At 68.3% G+C, this 19,143-nt stretch carries 21 protein-coding genes; 14 read left to right on the top strand and 7 right to left on the bottom strand.

Translation table 11 applies throughout. The features are described from left to right. Nucleotides 1-290 precede the first annotated feature (290 nt). From OV287_RS31965 to OV287_RS31955, 3 genes are all read left to right on the top strand, one after another. Nucleotides 291-2,159, top strand: coding sequence for a M4 family metallopeptidase (locus tag OV287_RS31965; protein ID WP_267537826.1), 1,869 nt, complete (start codon nt 291-293; stop codon nt 2,157-2,159). Nucleotides 2,160-2,280: 121 nt separating this feature from the next. Then, complete coding sequence (locus OV287_RS31960) at nt 2,281-3,102, top strand: HAD-IIB family hydrolase (protein ID WP_267537825.1); 822 nt, start codon at nt 2,281-2,283, stop codon at nt 3,100-3,102. After that, nucleotides 3,099-4,295: a class I SAM-dependent rRNA methyltransferase gene (locus OV287_RS31955; protein ID WP_267537824.1), complete on the top strand. Its 1,197-nt coding sequence runs from the start codon at nt 3,099-3,101 to the stop codon at nt 4,293-4,295. Before OV287_RS31960 ends, OV287_RS31955 begins: the two co-directional genes overlap by 4 nt. Before the next feature lie 28 nt (nt 4,296-4,323). Here the strand turns inward: OV287_RS31955 and OV287_RS31950 are convergent, their stop codons facing one another. Further along, on the bottom strand, nt 4,324-4,569 hold the full coding sequence (locus OV287_RS31950; protein ID WP_267537823.1) for a hypothetical protein: 246 nt from the start codon (nt 4,567-4,569) through the stop codon (nt 4,324-4,326). A gap of 43 nt (nt 4,570-4,612) precedes the next feature. Next, nucleotides 4,613-5,413: a DUF4261 domain-containing protein gene (locus OV287_RS31945; RefSeq protein ID WP_267537822.1), complete on the bottom strand. Its 801-nt coding sequence runs from the start codon at nt 5,411-5,413 to the stop codon at nt 4,613-4,615. Between the two features lie 187 nt (nt 5,414-5,600). On the opposite strand from OV287_RS31945, the gene OV287_RS31940 reads away from it, so the two are divergent. Then, entirely contained in the window at nt 5,601-5,978 is a 378-nt protein-coding gene (locus tag OV287_RS31940; RefSeq protein ID WP_267537821.1) for a HEPN domain-containing protein, read from the top strand. After that, nucleotides 5,972-6,292, top strand: a complete 321-nt coding sequence (locus OV287_RS31935) for a hypothetical protein (RefSeq protein ID WP_267537820.1) — start codon at nt 5,972-5,974, stop codon at nt 6,290-6,292. The genes OV287_RS31940 and OV287_RS31935 overlap by 7 nt, the downstream gene beginning before the upstream one ends. A 21-nt stretch (nt 6,293-6,313) precedes the next feature. Here the strand turns inward: OV287_RS31935 and OV287_RS31930 are convergent, their stop codons facing one another. Beyond that, nucleotides 6,314-6,733 carry a hypothetical protein gene (locus tag OV287_RS31930; protein WP_267537819.1) on the bottom strand — a complete coding sequence of 140 codons (420 nt, stop codon included), beginning with the start codon at nt 6,731-6,733 and terminating at the stop codon, nt 6,314-6,316. Between the two features lie 182 nt (nt 6,734-6,915). Between OV287_RS31930 and OV287_RS31925 the strand changes: the two genes are divergently transcribed. The 6 genes from OV287_RS31925 (at nt 6,916) to OV287_RS31900 (ending at nt 10,996) form a co-directional block, all read left to right on the top strand. Beyond that, a complete protein-coding gene (locus OV287_RS31925; protein WP_267537818.1) occupies nt 6,916-7,296 on the top strand; it encodes a hypothetical protein in 381 nt (126 codons plus the stop codon). Continuing rightward, on the top strand, nt 7,290-7,595 hold the full coding sequence (locus OV287_RS31920) for a hypothetical protein (protein ID WP_267537817.1): 306 nt from the start codon (nt 7,290-7,292) through the stop codon (nt 7,593-7,595). Before OV287_RS31925 ends, OV287_RS31920 begins: the two co-directional genes overlap by 7 nt. Nucleotide 7,596: 1 nt before the next feature. Beyond that, nucleotides 7,597-8,115 (top strand): hypothetical protein, encoded by a 519-nt coding sequence (locus tag OV287_RS31915; protein ID WP_267537816.1) that lies wholly within the window; start codon nt 7,597-7,599, stop codon nt 8,113-8,115. A 39-nt stretch (nt 8,116-8,154) separates the two neighbouring features. Next, nucleotides 8,155-8,787, top strand: a complete 633-nt coding sequence (gene sglT, locus OV287_RS31910) for a type IV pili motility protein SglT (RefSeq protein ID WP_267537815.1) — start codon at nt 8,155-8,157, stop codon at nt 8,785-8,787. A 140-nt stretch (nt 8,788-8,927) separates the two neighbouring features. Further along, the gene (locus OV287_RS31905; protein WP_267537814.1) at nt 8,928-10,784 is read left to right on the top strand and encodes a S8 family serine peptidase; all 1,857 of its coding nucleotides are present in this window, start codon (nt 8,928-8,930) and stop codon (nt 10,782-10,784) included. Beyond that, nucleotides 10,781-10,996 carry a DUF5818 domain-containing protein gene (locus OV287_RS31900; RefSeq protein ID WP_043408938.1) on the top strand — a complete coding sequence of 72 codons (216 nt, stop codon included), beginning with the start codon at nt 10,781-10,783 and terminating at the stop codon, nt 10,994-10,996. The genes OV287_RS31905 and OV287_RS31900 overlap by 4 nt, the downstream gene beginning before the upstream one ends. 72 nt (nt 10,997-11,068) lie before the next feature. Here the strand turns inward: OV287_RS31900 and OV287_RS31895 are convergent, their stop codons facing one another. From OV287_RS31895 to OV287_RS31885, 3 genes are read right to left on the bottom strand one after another with little or no spacing between them, the layout of a single operon-like run. Continuing rightward, entirely contained in the window at nt 11,069-11,488 is a 420-nt protein-coding gene (locus tag OV287_RS31895) for a DUF3037 domain-containing protein (RefSeq protein WP_267537813.1), read from the bottom strand. After that, nucleotides 11,466-12,251, bottom strand: coding sequence for a HipA family kinase (locus OV287_RS31890; protein ID WP_267537812.1), 786 nt, complete (start codon nt 12,249-12,251; stop codon nt 11,466-11,468). The genes OV287_RS31895 and OV287_RS31890 overlap by 23 nt, the downstream gene beginning before the upstream one ends. 51 nt (nt 12,252-12,302) lie before the next feature. After that, a complete protein-coding gene (locus tag OV287_RS31885; protein ID WP_267537811.1) occupies nt 12,303-13,463 on the bottom strand; it encodes a type II CAAX endopeptidase family protein in 1,161 nt (386 codons plus the stop codon). 117 nt (nt 13,464-13,580) lie between these two features. Here OV287_RS31885 and OV287_RS31880 point away from each other — a divergent pair, with 117 nt between their 5' ends. Genes OV287_RS31880 through OV287_RS31870 form a run of 3 tightly spaced genes read left to right on the top strand, consistent with a single transcriptional unit; the run spans nt 13,581 to nt 16,567 of the window. Then, nucleotides 13,581-14,957, top strand: coding sequence for a hypothetical protein (locus tag OV287_RS31880; RefSeq protein ID WP_267537810.1), 1,377 nt, complete (start codon nt 13,581-13,583; stop codon nt 14,955-14,957). Next, a complete protein-coding gene (locus tag OV287_RS31875; RefSeq protein ID WP_267537809.1) occupies nt 14,958-16,133 on the top strand; it encodes a cytochrome c3 family protein in 1,176 nt (391 codons plus the stop codon). Continuing rightward, nucleotides 16,133-16,567, top strand: a complete 435-nt coding sequence (locus OV287_RS31870; protein ID WP_267537808.1) for an Ig-like domain-containing domain — start codon at nt 16,133-16,135, stop codon at nt 16,565-16,567. The genes OV287_RS31875 and OV287_RS31870 overlap by 1 nt, the downstream gene beginning before the upstream one ends. A 4-nt stretch (nt 16,568-16,571) precedes the next feature. Here the strand turns inward: OV287_RS31870 and OV287_RS31865 are convergent, their stop codons facing one another. After that, entirely contained in the window at nt 16,572-19,124 is a 2,553-nt protein-coding gene (locus OV287_RS31865) for a 1-acyl-sn-glycerol-3-phosphate acyltransferase (protein WP_267537807.1), read from the bottom strand. Nucleotides 19,125-19,143: the final 19 nt, after the last annotated feature.

Raw genomic sequence — 19,143 nt, 5'->3', positions numbered from 1 at the left:
GGCTTTCTCTATTCTTGAGGCAGGAGGGGTGTCTTGAATCAGGACACCCCTGTCTTGAATTGGGACATCACTTGGGGGATAGGTGAAAGCCATTGAAATCAGGGGGCTTTGCTCAAGGAATGTAAATTCCTGATGCATGCGGGCACCTGTTCGGAGTGACATCCACACTCCACTGGCTGGGCCGGGTGGTTCGTAAAGGCAGGCATTTCCACGGTTTAGAGGTTGGCCCGGTTCCTGCTCATGTGTCCTGCGTCCGACGGCACCCCGCTGTTGAACAGGAGGAATCATCAGTGATTCGCACTCGCTTCCTTGCTGCTGCGCTGCTCACCCTTCCCCTCGCCGCGTGCGAGGTCGACAACTCGCAGCTGCCCGAGGGCGCCCCGAAGTCCGAGGCTGCTGACTCGCTCGGTGACGTGCAGGCCGCTCTCGCCGCGCTGCCCTCCGCCCAGGTCGTTGGCTCGAACGAGGACGGCGTCCCCTTCATGATCAAGGGCTCGCTGGACAACTCGAGCGGCCTGCAGGGTATCGCCGCTGCCTTCCGCCTCAACGCCACTGACCTGGTGATGAAGCGCACCACCGTGGACGAGCAGGGCAACACCCACATCCGCTACGGCCAGACCAAGAACGGCCTGCCGGTGATCGGCGGCGAGCTCCTCATCCACAAGGACTCGAGCGGCAAGATCTTCTCGGCCAACGGCTCGGCCCGTGACGGCGAGGTCGTTCCCGCCGTGGCGCGCATCTCCGGCGAGGCCGCCCGCGCCTCCGCCCTGGACAACACCGTGGGCCGCCACATCGCCTCCGAGGGCGAGGCCCGCCTGGTGTACATCCGCTCCGAGAAGGACAACCGTCTGAAGCTGGCCTACCACGTGGTGGTGACGGGCGAGGGCGCGGATCTGCCCATCCGTGACAACGTCTACGTGAACGCGCTGACCGGCCAGGTCGAGGCCACGCACTCGGAGATCCACTCCGCGAAGAACCGCGCGGTGTACTCCGCCAACAACGGCACCTCGCTGCCCGGTACCCTCAAGCGCTCCGAGGGTGGCGCGGCCACGGGTGACACCCACGTGGACGACAACTACAACCACCTGGGCACCACCTACGACTGCTACAGCGTGAACTTCGGCCGTGACTCGTACAACGGCTCGGGCGCGCAGCTGCGCAGCACGGTGCACTACAGCACCAGCTACACCAACGCCTTCTGGAACGGCACCCAGATGGTGTACGGCGACAGCAACGGCGTGGACGCCGCGCCGCTGGGCAAGTCGCTGGACGTGACGGTGCACGAGCTGACGCACGCGGTGACCAGCTCCGAGTCCAACCTCACCTACGCCAACGAGTCCGGCGCTCTCAACGAGGGCCTGAGCGACATCTTCGGCGCCTACTGCGAGTCGTGGAACCGCGGCTGGGTGGTGGACGCGGCGGTGTGGATGGTGGGCGACGACGTGTGGACGCCGGCCACCCCGGGTGACGCGCTCCGCTACATGGCCAACCCGACGCAGGATGGCTCGTCGAAGGACTACTACCCCACCCGCTACACGGGCACCTCCGACAACGGCGGCGTGCACTGGAACTCGGGTATCGCCAACCTGGCCTTCGTGCTGCTGACCCAGGGCGGCACGCACCCGCGCGGCGTGACCACCACGGCGGTGACGGGCATCGGCATCCAGAAGGCCGGTCAGATCTTCTACCGCGCCAACCGCGACCTGATGACGGCCTCCACCACCTTCGCCCAGGCGAAGACGTACACGGAGCAGGCCGCGACGGCGCTGGGCTACACCACGGCTGAGGTCGCGTCCGTGTCGAACGCCTGGATCGCGGTGGGCGTGGGCCTCCCGCCGCCTCCCGCCACCGCGCTGACCAACAACGTGGGCCTCACCGGCCAGTCGGGCGCCTCGGGCTCGCAGAAGTTCTACTACCTGGACGTGCCGGCCAGCCGCGCCTCGACCTTCACCATCACCGGTGGCACGGGTGACGCGGACCTGTACGTGAAGATCGGCTCGCAGCCGACCACCTCCTCGTACAACTGCCGTCCGTACCTGAGCGGCAACACCGAGACGTGCAACATCGCCGCGCAGACCTCGGCCCAGCGCATCCACGTCCTGCTGAACGCCTACAGCACCTACTCCGGCGTCACGGTCAAGGGCGCGTACACGCCCTGATCGCTGAACCCGAAGTGAGCTGAACGGCCCCTGGGAGGCTCTGCCTCCCAGGGGTTTCGTCTTTGCGGGCCCTCGCTAGGGCTTCCCGTAGGGCCGGGAAGGGTGTAGTGGCGCTGCCCGTATGGTTGCCCCACGTCCCCTGCGCGACGCGGACCTCTCCCGGGTGGAAGGGGTCTTCACCGATGTCGACGGTACCCTCACCACCTCGCACCAGCTGCGCTCCACCACCGTGCGGGCGCTCGAGCGTCTGGTCGAGGCCGGTCTCAAGCTGGTGCTGGTGACGGGCCGCCCGGCTGGCTGGGGAGAGGCGTGGGCTCGCACGCTGCCGGTGGACGGGGTCATCGTGGAGAACGGGGGCCTGTTCTTCCTGAGGGGAGCCGGGGGGAAGCTGCGCAAGGTGTATGCCGAGTCCCCGCGCGTCCGGGAGCCGAACCGTCGGCGGCTGGAGGCGGAGGTGGCGGCCGTGTTGCGGCAGGTGCCTGGGGCGCGCCTGTCCATGGACAGCGCCTACACCGAGGTGGATCTGGCCGTGGACTACAACGAGGAGGCGCGGCTGGGCGACGAGGGGGCAGGGCGCATCGAGGCGCTGCTTCGGGCGCGGGGGGTGACGGCGGTGCGCTCGTCGGTGCACATCAACTGCTGGCTGGGCCGCTTCGACAAGCGCTCCGCGGTGCGGCGCTTCATGAAGCTCGCCTGGGGCCTGCGGCCGGAGCCGGGGGAGCCGCGTTTCGTGTATGCCGGGGATAGCTTCAACGATGCCCCGATGTTTGGAGAGTTCGCCCTGAGTGTCGGGGTGGCCAACGTGCGGCGGGTGCTGGATCGCATCGACACGCCGCCAGCTTTCATTACCCGGGCGGAGGAGGGGCGGGGCTTCGAGGAGCTCGCCCGTGCCATTGTCGCCCAACGGGCCCGCCGGGCCCCTCGTCGAGGAGTCAGAGCGTGAACGTCGTCAAGCTGGAGCTGGCCCCGGGGCTGGGCCGTCACCTGCGCGCGGGACATCCGTGGGTCTTCCGCAAGGCGCTGGACAAGGTGCCGAAGATTCCGCCTGGCAGCGTGGTGGACCTGGCCGAGAACGGGAAGTTCGTGGCCCGCGGGTATTTTGATCCGTACTCGGCCATCGCAGTGCGCGTGTTGACGCGCAATCCCCGGCAGAACATCGACGCGGCCTTCTTCGCGCAGCGGGTGAAGCAGGCGCTCGCCGAGCGGCGCTCGTTGATTGATTTGACGGACACGGACAGCTTCCGGCTGATCCACGGCGAAGGGGACGGGCTGCCGGGCGTGGTGGTGGACCTGTATGGCCGGTACGCGGTGCTGAAGCTGTACTCGGCGGGGCTCACGCCCTACCGGGGGCTCATCGTCGAGGCGCTGAAGGCGGCGGTGCCGGAGCTGAAGGGAATCCTGGGCCGGGACGAGGTGGGCCGGGACGACGTGGAGGAGGACGAGGGCCGGGGCGCGGGGCGGATGTTGTGGGGGGAGAAGGCGCCGGAGGTGCTGGAGATCCTCGAGCGGGGCGCGAAGTTCGGGGTGGACGCGTGGCGGGGGCAGAAGACGGGCTTCTTCCTGGATCAGCGAGAGAACCGGTACCTCATCCGGCGGCTGGCGAAGGGGAGGGACGTGCTCAACTGCTTCTGCTTCAGCGGCGGGTTCTCGGTGAACGCGGCGCTGGGCGGGGCGAAGAGCGTGTTCTCGGTGGACCTGGACCCGGATGCGATTGCCCTGGCGCGGGAGAACTTCACGCGCAACGGGCTGCCGGCGGAGAAGCACGACTTCCTCGCGGCGGACGTGTTCAAGCTGCTGGCGTCCTTCCGGGAGGAGGGCAGGACGTTCGATCTGATCATCCTGGACCCGCCGGCGTTCGCGAAGAGCCAGCGGGCGGTGCAGGCGGCGATCGACGGGTATGCCTCGCTGAACCGTCAGGCGCTGGGACTGCTGCGGCCCGGGGGCCTGCTGGCGACGGCGTCGTGCTCGGCGCGCGTGAGCCCGGATGACTTCACGGGCGCGGTGAAGGAGGCGGCCTTCAAGGCAGGAGTGGACCTGGCGATGGTGGAGGAGCGCTACCAGCCGCCCGACCACCCGATCCGGCTTCAGTTCCCCGAGGGCCGCTACCTGAAGTTCTACGTGATGGTGTCGGTGTAGCCGCCGGCTTGGGGCCCGTGCGCGGGCCCTACCACTTCACGAAGCGAGAGATGCGGCGGACGCGGGTGTAATAGCTCCCGTCCGTGCTCAGCCCCATAGTGGACGCGGCGCCGGAATGCAGATGCGGACCAACCCTACCGTCTTCGATGGGGGCGTCACCGTCTGCGCCGAGGTTGTAGCCCCAGCAGCTCGAATAGTGCTGCGTGACGTTCCCGTAGCCGGTCGCGCAGTTATATCCGGCATAGGCATCCCCATCGAAGTCGGGTGACATCATTGTCGGATAATCGAATCCGCTGCTCGTCTGGTCGAGTTGGGCCTCACAGCTCGATCCGGTACACCGTGCGGGATGGCTCGATGGCGGAGGGCAGGTGCCGGATGCGGAAACGCTCCTCGGCGGACAGACCGATGGTGTCCCCGTCCTTCAGCACGGGGCCGTGGTCGAGCAGGTAGTGGGCGAAGTTGAAGGCCCGGTCCACCAGTGTCGCGGGCTTCTCGCGGAGCGCCACCAGCTCCAGCTCCATGAAACCGAACGACCTCAGGCCCGAGGTGGCGAGCGTGAAGGTGCCGTCGGGGTTGCGCATGAGCTGGAAGGCCAGCCACAGGTACAGGGGCAGCCGCTCGAGTGAGGTCCGCTTCGCCTCCTCGACGAAGTCGTCCGGTGCGTTCACCACCGGTCCCTCGCCCCAATACACCCCGCTGGCATCGGTCGTCGCGGCCACCGCGGCCACCACCCGCGTGAGCAGCAGCATCGTCGCGATGCGATCCATCTCCGGTGCCAGCACGGCGACGATGACGTGCGCCAGATGGGCCTTCAGCCGATTGGCCGCCTCGGGCCAGTGCCAGGCGGCGCGCGCCGGCCCCTCCAGGTCTCCCCAGGGAATGGGAGCGCGCATCAGCGTGAGGGTGACGGCCGCGCCCTCCAGCTCGAAGCTCAGCGTGTCCCCCTCCTGGCGGATCTCCGTCGCACGTGGAAGCTCCCGCCAGTTGTCCCGCAGGAAGGCCAGCAGCGCTCCCTCGGGCAATGCCCTCGCGCGATCGAGTGTCACCATCGCCAGGCCCAGGTTTCGCCGTGGCTTCGGCGCGTCCACTTCCACCGACTTCTTCCGGAAGAATCCCATCCGTCCTTCTCCTCGCGTTCCGCCCTGTGGGTCCATTCCCGGAGTGGCACTTGCGGGCCAGGCGTTATTGCCCCTCTCTCGGGGATGCACGACGCGAGTCCGGGCCCGGAATGACCACTCGGGTGGGGGCGGGCGACCTTATGTCGGAGGTGGGTGATAGGGAAGGAAGGCGTGGAGGGGGAGGGCGATGGAGCGGAAGGCGTGGGAGAATCTGGCGGCGGCACGTGTGCTTCTGGATGTTGAGGAGCCGTGCCCCAACGCGGCGGCCTCGCGGGCGTACTACGCGGCCTACCATGCGTGCTGGCATGCGATGAACGAAGCGGGTATCCCTACTCCGGAAGTCAGGCCGGGTGTATATTACTTCCTGCATGAGCCTCTGCCTGAAGATGCAATCGAGGTGGGAGTGCTCGATAGGCAAGCGGGCAGGGATCTTGGCTGGTTGGCCGACCTGCGGGTGGCCGCGGATTATGTTGTGGATGATGTGACGGTCGAGTTGGTGAGCGAGGCGCTGGAGACGGCCACGAGCTTCGTCCGGCGCCTCCTGGGGGAGGAGCCCACATGGTGAACGAGCGGGAAGAGATTCGGCGGAAGGTGATGGCGGCTGTGGGTGGCAGACCCGTGCGGTGGACGGACCATCGGACCACGAAGGGCGGCTTCCCGGGGCGCGAATGGGCCCTGGAGATCTTCGACGTGCCCTTTGCCGAGCAACGTGCGCTCCATGGCCGTCTGTTTGATGAGATCAAGATGCCGCTCTATCAAGAGAAGCGTCTGGCGCTCACCATCCTCTTCCACACCCCCGAGAACACGGATCGCTATTACCCTTGGGTCCGCGAGGAGCTCGCGGCGGAGCAGGCGGGAGCGGCTCGCGCCACTCCCTGAAAAGCTCTTGGAACTCGCGTCTCAGCGCTTGAACACGCGCGAGGCCACGCGGTCCAACACCTCGTCGCCCCAGACGATGCTCGCCTGGGTGAGGCGCTTCATGTCCTCCCGGAAGGTGGCCTCAGGCGGCACCGTGGCGTAGGTGCGGCTGAGGAAGAGGCTGTTGTTCTCGGTCTCGTAGTCCACCGTGCCACCGCCGGTGTCCGTGCCGGACTTCTCCTCGGCGCGGAAGCCCTCGAGCACGCCGGGCTTGGGCGGATCCCGGAACTTGTAGATGAGGGCGCTCGTCTCCAGCGTCTGCTTGTCCGCGTGGTACTCGAAGTAGAGCTGCGCGTTCCCGAGCGCCGCTCCACCGAACCCCTGTGGGTTGAGTCCCTCGCTGGACTGCCCGAGGGACTTCATGAACGCCTGTACCAGTCGCTGCGCTTCGTCGCGAGTCATGGGTCCTCCGCCTCTCAGGAGGCGTCGTTCTTTCGAGCGGACGTTACCAGCAGCCCGCCCGGCGTCGCGAGGAATGCGGAGGGGGGTGGGAGGACACCGGGTTTCCGGGTGACCGCTCGGGTGGGGGCGGGCGGCCTCATGTCAGAGGTGGGGAGTAGGAAGGAGGCAGGTGGAGGGGAAGGGTGATGGAGCGGAAGGCGTGGGAGAACCTGGTGGCGGCACGTGTGCTTCTGGACGTTGAGGATCCGTGCCCCAATGCGGCGGCCTCGCGGGCGTACTACGCGGCCTACCATGCGTGCTGGCATGCGATGAACGAAGCGGGTATCCCTACTCCAGAAGTCAGGCCGGGTGTATATTACTTCTTGCATGATCCTCTGCCCTACGAGGCACGCAGGGCAGGGGTGCTCGATGACCGGACGAGTGAGGGGCTTTACGAACTGGTACGGCTGCGGGTGTCCGCGGACTACCTCGAGGAGGAGCTGACGGTGGCGCGTGCAAGGAAGGCGCTGGCGACGGCCACGGCCATTGTTCAGCGGGTGCTCGGGGAGGAGCCGATATGGTGAATGAACGTGAGGAGATCCGTCGGCAGGTGCGGGAGATCGTCGGAGATCGGCCTGTGAGGTGGACGGATCATCGGACCACGAAGGGTGACTTCTCGGGCCGGGATTGGTCCTTGGAAGTGTTCGATGTGCCCGATGCCGAGGAACGAGAGCTCAGCCACCGGCTCTGGGGGCTATTGACGAAGCTCTATGACGAGAAGCGTCTCGCGCTTCTCGTGCTCTTCCACACCCCCGAGAACACGGATCGGTATTACGCGTGGGTCCGCCAGGAGCACGCGGCGGAGATGGCGGGAGCGACCTGACATGAGATTCCTGGGAATCGTGGCGATGCTCACCGTGCTCGCTGGTTGTGGCGGCGGGGAGGACATCCGGCGCTACCGCGTGGTGGTGGACCCCGCGCCCCTCTCGGCGCTCCCGGGCTCCTGCTACCGCGGCGGGACGCCTCCTGCCTCGCATGTGGAGGATCGCAACCTCTACCGGGACTTCCTCTGGACCGTCTGGGAGGCCGGGAGCTCCGACCGTGCCTTCCTGGAACTGGACTCTCCCGAGGGAGGCTGGCCACTGGGGGATGCCCCGCCGGTGCAGCTCTCGGGGGCCATCGCCGGCAGCGGGGACTCCTTCTCGGCCGAGCGGGTGCTGGTGGCGGCCGATGGCAAGGCGCTCGAGTCTACGGCCATGCGCATCGTTTTCGAGGAGCTGGACACCATCTCCCGGGGCGTGGTGGAGCTGCGCTCGAGCTGCGCCACGTGTGCCGGAGGCAGCGCCCTGTCCTGCGAGGCCCGGCTGTCGTTCACCGCCCGGCAGGAAACGCTCCAGGAGTGAAGCACGCGGACACGCTCCGCGTTATCCTGCGCCCCGTCTATGGTCCTCAAAGGTCAGTTCCTCGAACGCTCCACGCTCATTCCCGTGGGCCCCGAGGTGATGGAAGGAGTGGCGCACCGGGGCGAGGAGCGTCCGCCGCTGCTCGTCCTCCCGCCTCGGCCCGAGGACGGCGGTGGCATGGACCATGTCATCGGGGCGGAGCTGGCCTTTGCCGCGGCGTCGGCCGGCCATCCGACGCTGCGCTTCAACTACCGGGGTGTCGGCGGCAGCCAGGGGGAGAGGGGCTCGGGTGAGGCGCTGCTCCAGGACGCCAGTGCCGCGCTGGGTGTGGTGCTGGAGAATGCCCACTCGCCCGCGGCGGCCGTGGCCGCGCTCCATGGTAGTGCCCGGGTGGCCCTTGAGCTCCGGGCGCGCCATCCTGAGGTGGCGGGCCTGTGTCTGGTGAGCCCCAGGGCGGTGTCGGCCCGAGAACTGGCCGGGCTGGGCCGGGGGCTGCTGGTGGTGGTGGGTGAGCTGGACTCCACCCTGTCCCGGGCGGAGCTGGCCGAGGCGGTGGAGGCGGCGGGAGGCGAGCTGGCGGTGGTGGAGGGCGCCGGGGCCCATTTCCATCACGCCCTACCCATGGTGGGAAAAGTGGTACGCACCTGGCTGAAGATGCTGTCGGGCAAATGACCGAGGTCATGTAACCCGTTGAATTAACGAAGGTTCCTCATCCCGGAGGGAAGCTTGTCCGCCGGGAGGGGCGTCGAACAGACTCAAGAGACCCAATCGTTCCGCCGTTCGTTCGTAGGGTTCTGCATCAAGGAGCGCTCATGAAGCGTTGGATCCTGGCAAGTGCGGTGCTGGCCCTGGCGATGGCTGCCTGCACGTCTCCTTCGGAGTCCGAGGGGACGGAGGCGAAGGGGGCCCCGGCGGTGGACACCTCGCGGCGCGTCCTGGCCGAGGAGGAGCCCGGTGGCATCGTCGTGGACTTCAAGGACGGCACCACTGAGGCCGAGTTCGATGCCTGGGAGGCCGACTGGGGCGTCGACGTCGAGTTCAACTCCGTGGAGGGTCAGCGCACCGGCGTGACGATCGCCCGGGGCGTAGGTGATGTGGACGCGGCGCTCGTGCGCATCCTCCAGCACCCGGCCGTCGAGTCCGCCGAGCCGCTGCGGATCTACTCGGTCCCGCCCGGCGAGGAGGCCGTGTTGGAGCTGGACTCCTCGCTGGAGGAGAGCAGCAAGGACGGCTTCACTCCGAACGATCCGGACTACCCCAAGCAGTGGAACCTCCGGATGATCCAGATGCCGAGCGCCTGGAAGGAGAGCCGGGGCAAGGGCGTGGTGGTGGCGGTGCTGGATACGGGCATCGCCTACGAGGACCACGACGACTTCAAGCAGGTGCCGGACCTGAAGGGGGCGAAGTTCAAGACGGGGTACGACTTCGTCAACGACGACGAGCACGCCAATGACGACCACGGGCACGGCACGCACGTGGCGGGCACCATCGCCCAGGTGACCAACAACGGCCAGGGCGTGGCTGGCGTGGCCTTCGAGGCGACGCTGATGCCGGTGAAGGTGCTGAACCACTTTGGCTCCGGCACGTCGGCGGACATCGCCGAGGCCATCCGCTTCGCTGCGGACAACGGCGCCAACGTCATCAACATGTCCCTGGGCGGTGGCGGCTACTCGAAGGTGATGGCGGACGCGGTGGAGTACGCGCGCAAGAAGGGCGTCACCGTGGTGGCCGCGGCGGGCAACGCCGGGCGTCCGCGCGTGGAGTTCCCCGCGGCGTACCCGGGCGCGGTGGCGGTGTCGGCGGTGGGCCCGGGAAGCACGCGCGCCCCGTACTCGTCTTATGGCAAGGAGCTGGACATCGCGGCCCCGGGTGGTGACAAGCGCCAGGGGGACGCGGGCGGCATCCTGCAGAACACCATTGATCCGAGGGATCCGTCGCGCTCCGTCTATGCCGCCTACCAGGGCACCAGCATGGCGACGCCGCACGTGGCCGCCGTGGCGGCGCTGCTGTACGCCGAGGGTGCCAGCGGGCCGGACGAGGTGGAGAAGGCCCTCTACGCGGGGGCGAAGCGGATGGGCGAGCAGGCCTGGACGGAGGAGTACGGGCACGGGCTGCTGGACGCCCAGGCCTCGCTGAATGCGCTCGGGGGCGGGGCCACGCGCTGGCCGTCCCTCTGGTGGGCCCTGGCGCTGCTGGCGCTGGTGCTGCTGACGCTGCGTGGGCGTGAGCGTCCCGGCTACCTCAACGTCCTCGTGCGCCCGAGCTTCCTCGTGCCGTTGGTGCTCGCCACCGTGGGCGTGTTCTTCGCGCGCTCGTGGTTCGGTGGAGCCTCGGGCGTGGCGGGCGAGGTGCTGGATGCGGCGTACCTGCCCATCCCCGACTGGCAGCGCATCATCTTCGGCCGGGGCAAGCTGGCCAACCCGCTCTTCTACAGCTCGCTCATCCCGCTGCTGCTGTCCTTCCTGGCCATCAAGTTCCAGGGGATTCGCCCGGCCATCGGCGGGCTTGCCCTGGGCTTCGCGGGCTTCCTCGCCTACGCCGCCTGGTCCAAGGCGCCCGCCCTGGCGTGGATGCCCTTCCACTTCCTCGCGCTGCCCTGGCTGGTGATCAACACGTTCATCTGCCTCTTCCTCGCGCGGGCCATGCTTCGCAAGGAGACGGCGGCATGAAGCTCACCGGACGCGTGGTGTACCGCGATATCGAGACGGGCGTCTGGGTGCTGGAGGGGGATGATGGGCGCACCTACCAGCTCGCCGGCGGCGACCGGAAGATCAAGAAGGACGGTCAGCGCGTGGAGGTCGAGGGCGATGTGGCCCGCGACATGCTGACCGCCGCCATGGTGGGGCCCGTGTTCAACGTGGCCTCCTACCGGTTCATCTGAAGTACCGGCCCGTCCCTGGGGCTTCCTCTCTGGTTCTCGCGAGGGGGAGCACGGGGACGGGTTCTTTCACCCTCACCCCGTCCCTCTCCCAGAGGGAGAGGGGGACGCGGGCCGTACCATCCGCTGCATCAGGTGCTCGATTGCTTTCCCCGGCTCCTCGCACAGTCCCGCGTGGACCGGGCCCGTCTGGAGCATCGTGCTGCGCGGCGCCACCAGCCAGTGGAAGCGCTCCTTCTGCGGCAGCTGGCCAATCGGCCCCGCGGCCTTGCCTCCCGCGCAGATACGGGGAATCGACTCCAGGTGGCTCCGGATCAGCTCCACGTCGGCGTCCGGCGCGAGTGCCAGCAGCCGCTGCTCGTCTAGCTCCACCCTTGCATCCAGGTAACGCCGGGTGAGGCAGTAGAGGATGACACCCGCGTTGATGAACTCCTCGCGCTCCACGCGCGGCACGACGCGGATGATGGCGTAGTCAAACGAGCTGTGCGCGGGCACGTTGTGCCTCCTCGATGAACGCCGGCGCCGCTTCCAGACGCTTCTGCAGGTACGTGACGTAGGCTTCTCGGTGCTCGGCCGCCGTCGCGAAGCGGGGCTCCGTTGCCGGGCCCAGCCATGCCTCGGGCACGCATCCGACGACGTGCTGGATGACCTCCGGCGTCACCCGCTGGCGCAGTGCCGCCTCCGCCTCCGGCAGGGCCGACGCCCAGGGCAGCAGTACGTGATCCTTCACCGCCGGAAAGCGGCTCTGGCTGCGCTCCAGGTAGTCGTCCCACGCGTGGTGGAAGTAGAGGGACGCGCCGTGGTCGATGAGCCACAGCGCCTTGTGCCAGCTCAGCATGTTCGGGTTCTTCGGCGTGCGGTCCACGTTCGTCACGTAGGCGTCGAAGCACACGATGGCCGAGGCCTCCGCTGCCTGCGGCGCCGGGCCCACCGTTGGATCAAACGTGATGGAGCCCGGCAGGTAGTCCATTCCCAGGTTGATGCCCGGGCTCGCCTTGATCAGATCGCGGATCTCCGCGTCCGGCTCGGCGCGGCCCAGGGCCGGATCCAGTTCCACCAACACGAGCTCCGGCACCCTCAACCCCAGCGCCCTCCCCAGCTCGCCCGAGATGATCTCGGCCACGAGCGCCTTGATTCCCTGGCCCGCCCCCCGGAACTTCAGGACGTACATCCCCGAGTCCTCCGCCTCGATGATGGCGGGCACTGAGCCGCCCTCGCGCAGCGGCGTGACATAGCGTGTTGCGGTGATTGTTCTCATGCGTGGAGCCTCACCCCAGCCCTCTCCCAGCGGGAGCGGGGGCATTCACGGTCAACGGTCATCGGTCCTCTTTTGCTTGGATTGTCTCGCCCGCTCCTGGGCGTACTCCCCAAGCGGTATCTCGCCCCGCCGGGCGCGTACCCGGAGCTCGAAGAGGGCCTCGCGCTCGGCCTGCAGCGCGTCCGGTGCGTCCTCGGGAACGCTCTGCAGCGGGTAGCGCATGTCAATCTGGCTCAGCTGGATGCCAATGGGGTCCAGGGCCCTGTAGGCCCCCAAGGAGAGGGTCGCGGCGAGCAGCCAGGGGAAGGCCAGCCGCAGGAGCCGGGGCGCGGACTCCAGCGGGACTGGATTCTCTGGGGCCTCGAGGACCTCGGGTGGACGGGGCGGTCCCAGCAGAGACGGGAAGCGGTGCGCGGCGGCCATTAGCGCATAGAGGGCTGCGCAGCCGAGGGCCACGAGGATCAGCAGGCCCCTTGGATCCTCCTGGGTGGCCGGTTGCTCGGGGGACTCGAAGTGCCGCGCGACGAAGAACAACACCGTGGACACGAGGTTGTTGGCCGTATGCGCGAGGATGGCCGGCCACAGGGAGCCGGTGCGCACCAACAGCCAGCCGAACAGCATCCCCAGCTCCACTCGGGCGAGGAAGCCCACCGGATCCAGGTGGAACGCGCTGAAGACGACCGCGGAGAAGAGGAGGGCTCGCATGGCGGGTCCTCCGTGTGCCCTCAGGCCCTGGAAGAAGACGCCTCGGAAGAAGAACTCCTCGCAGACCGGGGCCGCGATGGTCACGCTCGCCACGATGAAGGCCATCTCCACGGGCGACTGGCCCCGGAAGATGTCCGCGACGTCGTAGATCTCCCGCCACGACTGGGGCAGCAGCGACTGGGAGACGTACTGGATGGGGGCGATGATGGCGAAGAAGTTGGCCACGCCCAGGGCGAAGCCGAAGGCCACCGGCGCCAGGCCCGGGAAGGTCAGGCCGGTGTAGCGCACCGGCTCCCTCCCGGTGGCGCGCAGCACGAACCAGCCCAGGCCGAGGAACACGAAGATCTGGGTGAACCAGATGCCGAAGGCCGCGTTGAGGCTCTGCACGAGCACCCCCGAGGCCAGGAAGCCCACGAACACGGCCGCCGCGGCGAGCACCGCCACGGTGCGCGGATCGAGCAGATGCGGCGGGCGTGTAGGTGGGGGGTTGGGGCTGACTTCTTCCAACGGCGTTCTCCGGCTGCGAGGAAGGTGCTCGAAACACGAGGCACCGGAACGAGGCGCTTCTATAATGCCCCCACTTTGGCGCGCTTCTCGGGACGAACGCAGCGAAGGTTGGCCGTGGTGGGCGCATCGAGTGCGCTGCTGGTGTCGGGGACCGCCTCGGCCTCTGCGTTTCAGCTCGAGGCGCGCACCGAGGCGCAGATCTATCAGATTCGCTCGTGGAGGGACGCCTCTCCGGATGAGCCGGTGCTGCTGCCGCGCCGGAGGATCGTCCAGTACCTGGGGCTCAACGGCTACGAGCTCGTCACCGGGCAGGACGTGGGCTTCGAGTCCAGCCTGCGCATCTTCGCGGACTTCGGCCTGCCGCGCGGCGAGGCGGCGAAGATCGATGGGGTGCGCTCGGAGGATGCGGATCTCCTCTACGCCTTCGTGCGCTACGGGGGGAACGGCTTCGAGGGGCGGCTGGGGCGGCAGCTCTACGTGGATGTAGCGGACATCCTGGCCTTCGATGGCCTGCGGGTGCGCTACGTGAGCCCGCTGGGGCTCGGGGCGGAGGTGTACGGGGGCCTGTGGGTAAAGGGGGCGGGGTTCCTGGCCTCGTCGGTGTACCAGCCCGATGGGACGCGGGAGAGCGATGCGCGGCGGCTGGAGCAGGGCGTGGCCGGCGCGGACCCGACACTGACGGCGCTCGAGCCGATGTACGGCGCGAAGCTGTTGCTGGAGGACCTGAAGGGGGTGTCCGCCTCGCTGGGGTACCGCCGGGCGCTGGTGGAGGGGAAGACGGACCTCGAGCGTGCGACGTTCGAGGCGAGGTATGGGCGGGGGCTCGGGCTGAGCGCGCTGGCGGGAGTGGACTTCGATGTGCTGGCGAGCCGGCTCGCACAGGCCCGTGCGCAGGTGCGGTGGGATGGGGAGCAGCTGGCGGTGAGCGGCGAGGCGATGCGGCTCTCGCCGGTCTTCTCCGCGGACTCCATCTGGTACTGGTTCGCCTTCGCCCCCCGGGACGAGGCGAGGGTGCGCCTGGACTTCTTCCCACGAGGCCCGCTGCGCTACTACGTGCAGGGCGTGGGGAGCCTGTACCACACGGAGCTCAACAGCAGCGGCCAACTGGCACAGGCGGCGCAGCAGCCCGGAGGGCCTCCGTCCTATACGGTGGGCGGCTCGGCGGGTGCGGCGCTGCGGTCGGGGCGCTTCCGCTCGGCGCTGGACGTGTCGTACCGGCGGGGCTTCGGGGGCTCGCAGTTCTGGGCGGATCTCACCGCCGGGTATGGCTTCGGGCAGGGTCGCTTCACCCTGGATGGGCGGCTCTCCGCGGCGCATATCGACGATGGCTTCAACCCGCTGCTGGCGGGCAACTTCTTCGGCGCGCAGGTGTGGGCCAGCCAGGCGCTGTCCCAGGCCGCGCGCCTGTCCTTGGTGCTCGAGCAGAACGTGAATCCGTACACGCGCTGGGACTCCAAGGTATTCTTCCTCTTCGATCTGAAGGCGAGCCTGTAGATGGAGCGCCGCTTCCGTACAGCTTTGGGCCTCGTTGCCCTGTCCCTCGTGGTGGCGGGCCTCTCCTGGGCGGCCACCTCGCGCGAGCGCAGCCTCGCCGTCTACCCGGCCCAGCACATCCCCCTGCGCTTCGACCATGCGCAGCACCTGGCCGCGGGCGCCGAGTGCGTCTCCTGCCACGATGCCGTGCGAGCCAGTGACTCGTCGAAGGAGCGCAACCTCCCGGGCCATGCGGAGTGCGAGACCTGTCACGACCTCGAGGCAGCGCGGAAGGGTGAGAAGACGGATCCGCCGTCGAGCTGCAACACGTGCCACCCGGGGTTCGATGCCACGGTGCGCATGGCGCCGCCGAAGGTGGACGTGCCCGCGGCGAACCTGCACTTCAGCCACAAGGTGCACGTGCAGAAGAAGGTGGAGTGCACGACGTGCCACGGGACCATGACGGACGTGAAGCTCGCCACCCGGCAGCAGCTGCCGAAGATGGCCTCCTGCTTCGAGTGCCATGACGGCAGCGTGGCCTCCAAGCAGTGCAAGAGCTGTCACCCGACGGAGCCCTCGGGCCGGTTGCAGCTGACGTTCCCCTCGGGCGTGCTGAGGCCGATGCAGGGCAACCCGCTGGGCCTGGACCATGGGCCGCGCTACGAGTTCACCCATGGCAGCCGAGCGTCGGTGGACCGGCAGACGTGCATGTCGTGCCACGCTGAGTCCTATTGCCAGTCGTGCCACGACGCGCTGCAGAAGCCGCTGTCGGTGCACCCCAACGATTTCATCACCCTGCACCCGGTGCAGGCGCGGATGGACAGCGCGCGCTGCTCGAGCTGCCACCGGATGCAGTCCTTCTGCGCGGCGTGCCACGAGCGCACGGGCGTGGGCATGGACGCGGACCGCTCGCTGCGCCCGCGCAACGTGAAGGTGCACCCGGACTATGCCGCCTGGGTCGAGGTTCCAGGACCCCAGCACCACGGCATCGTGGCTTCGCGAGACATCCAGCAGTGCGTGTCCTGCCACCGCGAGGAGTCGTGCATGAGCTGCCACTCGGAGAAGTCGGTGCGGCGGCAGGTGAACCCGCACCCGGATGGTTTCGCCGCGGCGTGCAAGCGGGTGGCGGCGGCCAATGACAGGGCCTGTCTCAAGTGCCACACCGAGACGAGCCTCGCGCAGAAGGGGTGCCGCTGATGCGCCGGGTACTGCTCGTGGGACTGCTGGGGTGTGCCGCGTGCCTGGAGCCGGGGGATCCCTTCCTCGCCGCGCGCGACACGGATCCGCCCGATGTGCTGTCCACCGAGCCGAGCGCCGGAGGCACGGTGCCCGCGAATGGCTCGCTGGAGATCCTCTTCTCCGAGACGATGGACGTCCGCACGCTGCGTCCTGGCATCTCCGTCTTCGAGGGCAGGGTGGAGGTCCCCCTGAAGCTGACGGTGCCGCCCGGGTCGGACGTGGAGGAGGACATCGAGCGTGGCGATGTGCCCTACACCGTCACCGTGAGCACGGAGGCGGGGGCCTTCGTGCCGGGCACCGCGTACACGCTGGTGTTGCGCACCTCGTTGACCGACCAGGAGGGCAATCCGCTCTCGCAGGAGGTGCGGGTGCCCTTCCGGACGTCGCCGTGAACCCTCAACCCTGGTGGCGCAGGTAGCGGCGGATCTCCTCGGCGAACTGCTTGCTCGCCGCCACGTCGGGCGCCGCCGGTCCGAGCTTCAGCTTCTTGTCCTCCTCCACCAGGTAGCGCTGCTCCACCATGTAGGCCACCGCGTTCTCCAGCGTCACCTTGGCCAGCGACTCGGCCGCGGTGATGCGCCCTGAGTGGTACTCGGCGCGCCCCAGGTCCATCGCCTGCTTCACGAAGGACTTGCGATCCTGTGCCGTGCCCGCCGCCACCTCTTGCAGCGTCTGCGCGGCGATCAGGTAGGACTCCAGGTAGTCGCGCAGCAGATCCGCGAGGAACTCCAGCTCCGGCCGGGCATGGGGCTCCGGCGCCACGCTCAGCGTGTCCCCCTGGTGCAGCACCAGGCCCATCCGCACCAGCCGCTCCACCACTTCCGCGAAGATGGTGTCGAAGCTCTCGCCCACCCGGTAGATGAACTCCACCTTGAAGAGCCGCGACAGCCACAGCGCCCGAGCCTTCACCTCGTCGAACGGTGCCGGTGCCCCCACCAGCAGCGCGTTGGCCACGAGGCTGCGCGCCGCCACCAGGTTCATCAACGTGTTCTTGTAGAAGGACAGCTCGCCGCGGCGGTGGTCCTCGGCCTGATAGATGACCTCGCCGTGCGCCTTCTGCGTGCGCACCATCCCGTCCGAGCAGAAGGTGCGCATGGCGTCCTGGATGGCGCCCATCGCCTCCGGGTTGCTCGGCGAGTCCTTCAGCATGGTGGACAGCGGCGCCGCCTTCTCCTCGGCGATGCGGCGGAGGATGTTGATGCGGTCCGTCAGCTCGCGGCTCGTCATTCCGCGCCGGCGGTGGGCCAGCAGGGCCGCGCTCACCAGCGCGTGCGGCGTCACGGTGGACACCTTGCTGATGCCGTACATCACCCGGTTGCCCAGGGCGCGCACCAGGCCCTTCTTCTGATCGTCCGTGATGGGCTGGGCCGGGTCGAGCCCGCGGCTCTTCATCAGGTCCACCAGCGACAGCGGCTCGTCGAAAGTGAGGTGGATGCGGCCGTAGCGCGCCGCCAGCACCTTGGGCGTGCTCAGCAGGGCCTTGATGTCCTCCGGCTTCTTCTCTCCGCCGGCCAGCTCCTTCGAGTAGCTGCCCGACTCCACGACCTTCTCGTAGTCGATGGACACGGGCACGAAGAGGAGATCGTTGCGAGCGCCCTCGAGCACTGCCTCGAGCTGCCAGGTGAACATGCCAAGCTTGGGCTGGAGCAGCTTGCCGGTGCGCGAGCGGCCGCCCTCGGGGAAGAACTCCTGGTGCACGCCGTCGTGGACCAGCTTCTTCACGTAGCCCTTGAAGGTGGCGGCGTACACCTTGTCGTCCTTGAAGGAGCGGCGCAGGAAGAAGGCGCCGCAGCGGCGCAGGAGGGGTCCCAGCGGGAAGAAGGACAGGTTGGCGCCCGCGGCGACCAGGGGGACGGCGTAGCCGCGGTTCCACAGCACCCAGCTCATCACCAGGTAGTCCACGTGGCTCTTGTGCGAGGGGCACAGCACCAGGGGGGCCTTGCTGGCGGCCTTGAGGGCGCGATTGAGCCCCGCCTCGTCCACCTCGATACCGTCGTAGATGCGGTTGAACACCCACCCGAGCATGGGCGCGACGAAGGACAGCGTCGTAGGGCTGGGCTTGCCGGCAATGGCCTGGAGGTTGCGCCGGGCCTGGCGAAGCACACTCTCGGGCCGGCGGTTGCTCTCGGTGGCCACGGTGTCCAGCGCCTTGCGCAGCGTGCGATCCCGCAGCGTCTCCTCGAGGATACGCTCGTGCGGCTTCACCGGCGGGCCGAAGACGGCGCGCGTCTCGCGGGCGAGGTGGTGGCTGAGCGCGCTGCGCACCTTGCGGGCGATGAGCTCGTCCGAGTCCTGCGGGTTCTCCTCGATGAAGCGCTTGAGATCGATGGGCTCGCCGACCCGGAACTGGGCGCGGCGGTAGTTGCGGAAGAAGGCCACCATCGAGTGCACGAAGCCGGGCGCGTCCGGGCTGCCGAAGACGTGGTCCAGGAGGCTCGGCTTGATGCGCGAGGTGCGCTTCTCCCAGACGAAGAGCTCGGGGACCAGGAAGATGGTCTTGTCGCTCTTGCGCGCCATGGCCACGAGCGAGGGGAAGGGGTTCTCCTCGATGTCCTTGCCCGCGGCGCTCAAGAGGGCCGTCTTCTTGAGGAAGATGAGGCCGCTGCCGGCGTGGCGCCGGGCGTAGGTGAAGCGCACGTCGAAGTCGCCCCGCTGCGCCGTCTTGCGGAAGGGGCGGGTGAACCAGGGCCGCAGGTTCACCACTGCCCGCACGGGCGGCAGGGCCCGGCGCACCATGGCCCAGGCCAGATAGAGGAAGTTGATCCACGCCGTGGTGCGCATGACGTGCACCACGAACCCCTTGGCGTGGAGCGCGCGCAATTCGTCCTCGGCCTCGGCGGGGAACCGTACCCCGTCGAAGTAGCGCTCCCCCAGTATCCGGGAGATGGGACCAAACTCTTCCTTCAACGCCTCACTGTGATTCACAGCTGGTGTCAATGCGGTGTCCACGTGCGGCCCCCCTTTGTCC

The sequence above is a fragment of the Archangium lansingense genome, from assembly GCF_026626635.1.
GTDB lineage: Bacteria > Myxococcota > Myxococcia > Myxococcales > Myxococcaceae > Archangium > Archangium lansingense.
Note: the sequence above shows the minus strand (reverse complement) of the source record. Positions and strands in the feature narration are given on the sequence as shown.

What these genes read in the sequence shown, in the direction of transcription:
- OV287_RS31935 (WP_267537820.1), top strand. Translation starts at nt 5,972, where the DNA reads ATGGTGAACGAGCGGGAAGAGATTCGGCGGAAGGTGATGGCGGCTGTG.
- OV287_RS31870 (WP_267537808.1), top strand. Translation starts at nt 16,133, where the DNA reads ATGCGCCGGGTACTGCTCGTGGGACTGCTGGGGTGTGCCGCGTGCCTG.
- OV287_RS31875 (WP_267537809.1), top strand. Translation starts at nt 14,958, where the DNA reads ATGGAGCGCCGCTTCCGTACAGCTTTGGGCCTCGTTGCCCTGTCCCTC.
- OV287_RS31945 (WP_267537822.1), bottom strand. Translation starts at nt 5,413, where the DNA reads ATGGGATTCTTCCGGAAGAAGTCGGTGGAAGTGGACGCGCCGAAGCCA.
- OV287_RS31920 (WP_267537817.1), top strand. Translation starts at nt 7,290, where the DNA reads ATGGTGAATGAACGTGAGGAGATCCGTCGGCAGGTGCGGGAGATCGTC.
- OV287_RS31905 (WP_267537814.1), top strand. Translation starts at nt 8,928, where the DNA reads ATGAAGCGTTGGATCCTGGCAAGTGCGGTGCTGGCCCTGGCGATGGCT.
- OV287_RS31915 (WP_267537816.1), top strand. Translation starts at nt 7,597, where the DNA reads ATGAGATTCCTGGGAATCGTGGCGATGCTCACCGTGCTCGCTGGTTGT.
- OV287_RS31960 (WP_267537825.1), top strand. Translation starts at nt 2,281, where the DNA reads ATGGTTGCCCCACGTCCCCTGCGCGACGCGGACCTCTCCCGGGTGGAA.
- OV287_RS31950 (WP_267537823.1), bottom strand. Translation starts at nt 4,569, where the DNA reads ATGATGTCACCCGACTTCGATGGGGATGCCTATGCCGGATATAACTGC.
- sglT (WP_267537815.1), top strand. Translation starts at nt 8,155, where the DNA reads ATGGTCCTCAAAGGTCAGTTCCTCGAACGCTCCACGCTCATTCCCGTG.
- OV287_RS31900 (WP_043408938.1), top strand. Translation starts at nt 10,781, where the DNA reads ATGAAGCTCACCGGACGCGTGGTGTACCGCGATATCGAGACGGGCGTC.
- OV287_RS31940 (WP_267537821.1), top strand. Translation starts at nt 5,601, where the DNA reads ATGGAGCGGAAGGCGTGGGAGAATCTGGCGGCGGCACGTGTGCTTCTG.
- OV287_RS31890 (WP_267537812.1), bottom strand. Translation starts at nt 12,251, where the DNA reads ATGAGAACAATCACCGCAACACGCTATGTCACGCCGCTGCGCGAGGGC.
- OV287_RS31930 (WP_267537819.1), bottom strand. Translation starts at nt 6,733, where the DNA reads ATGACTCGCGACGAAGCGCAGCGACTGGTACAGGCGTTCATGAAGTCC.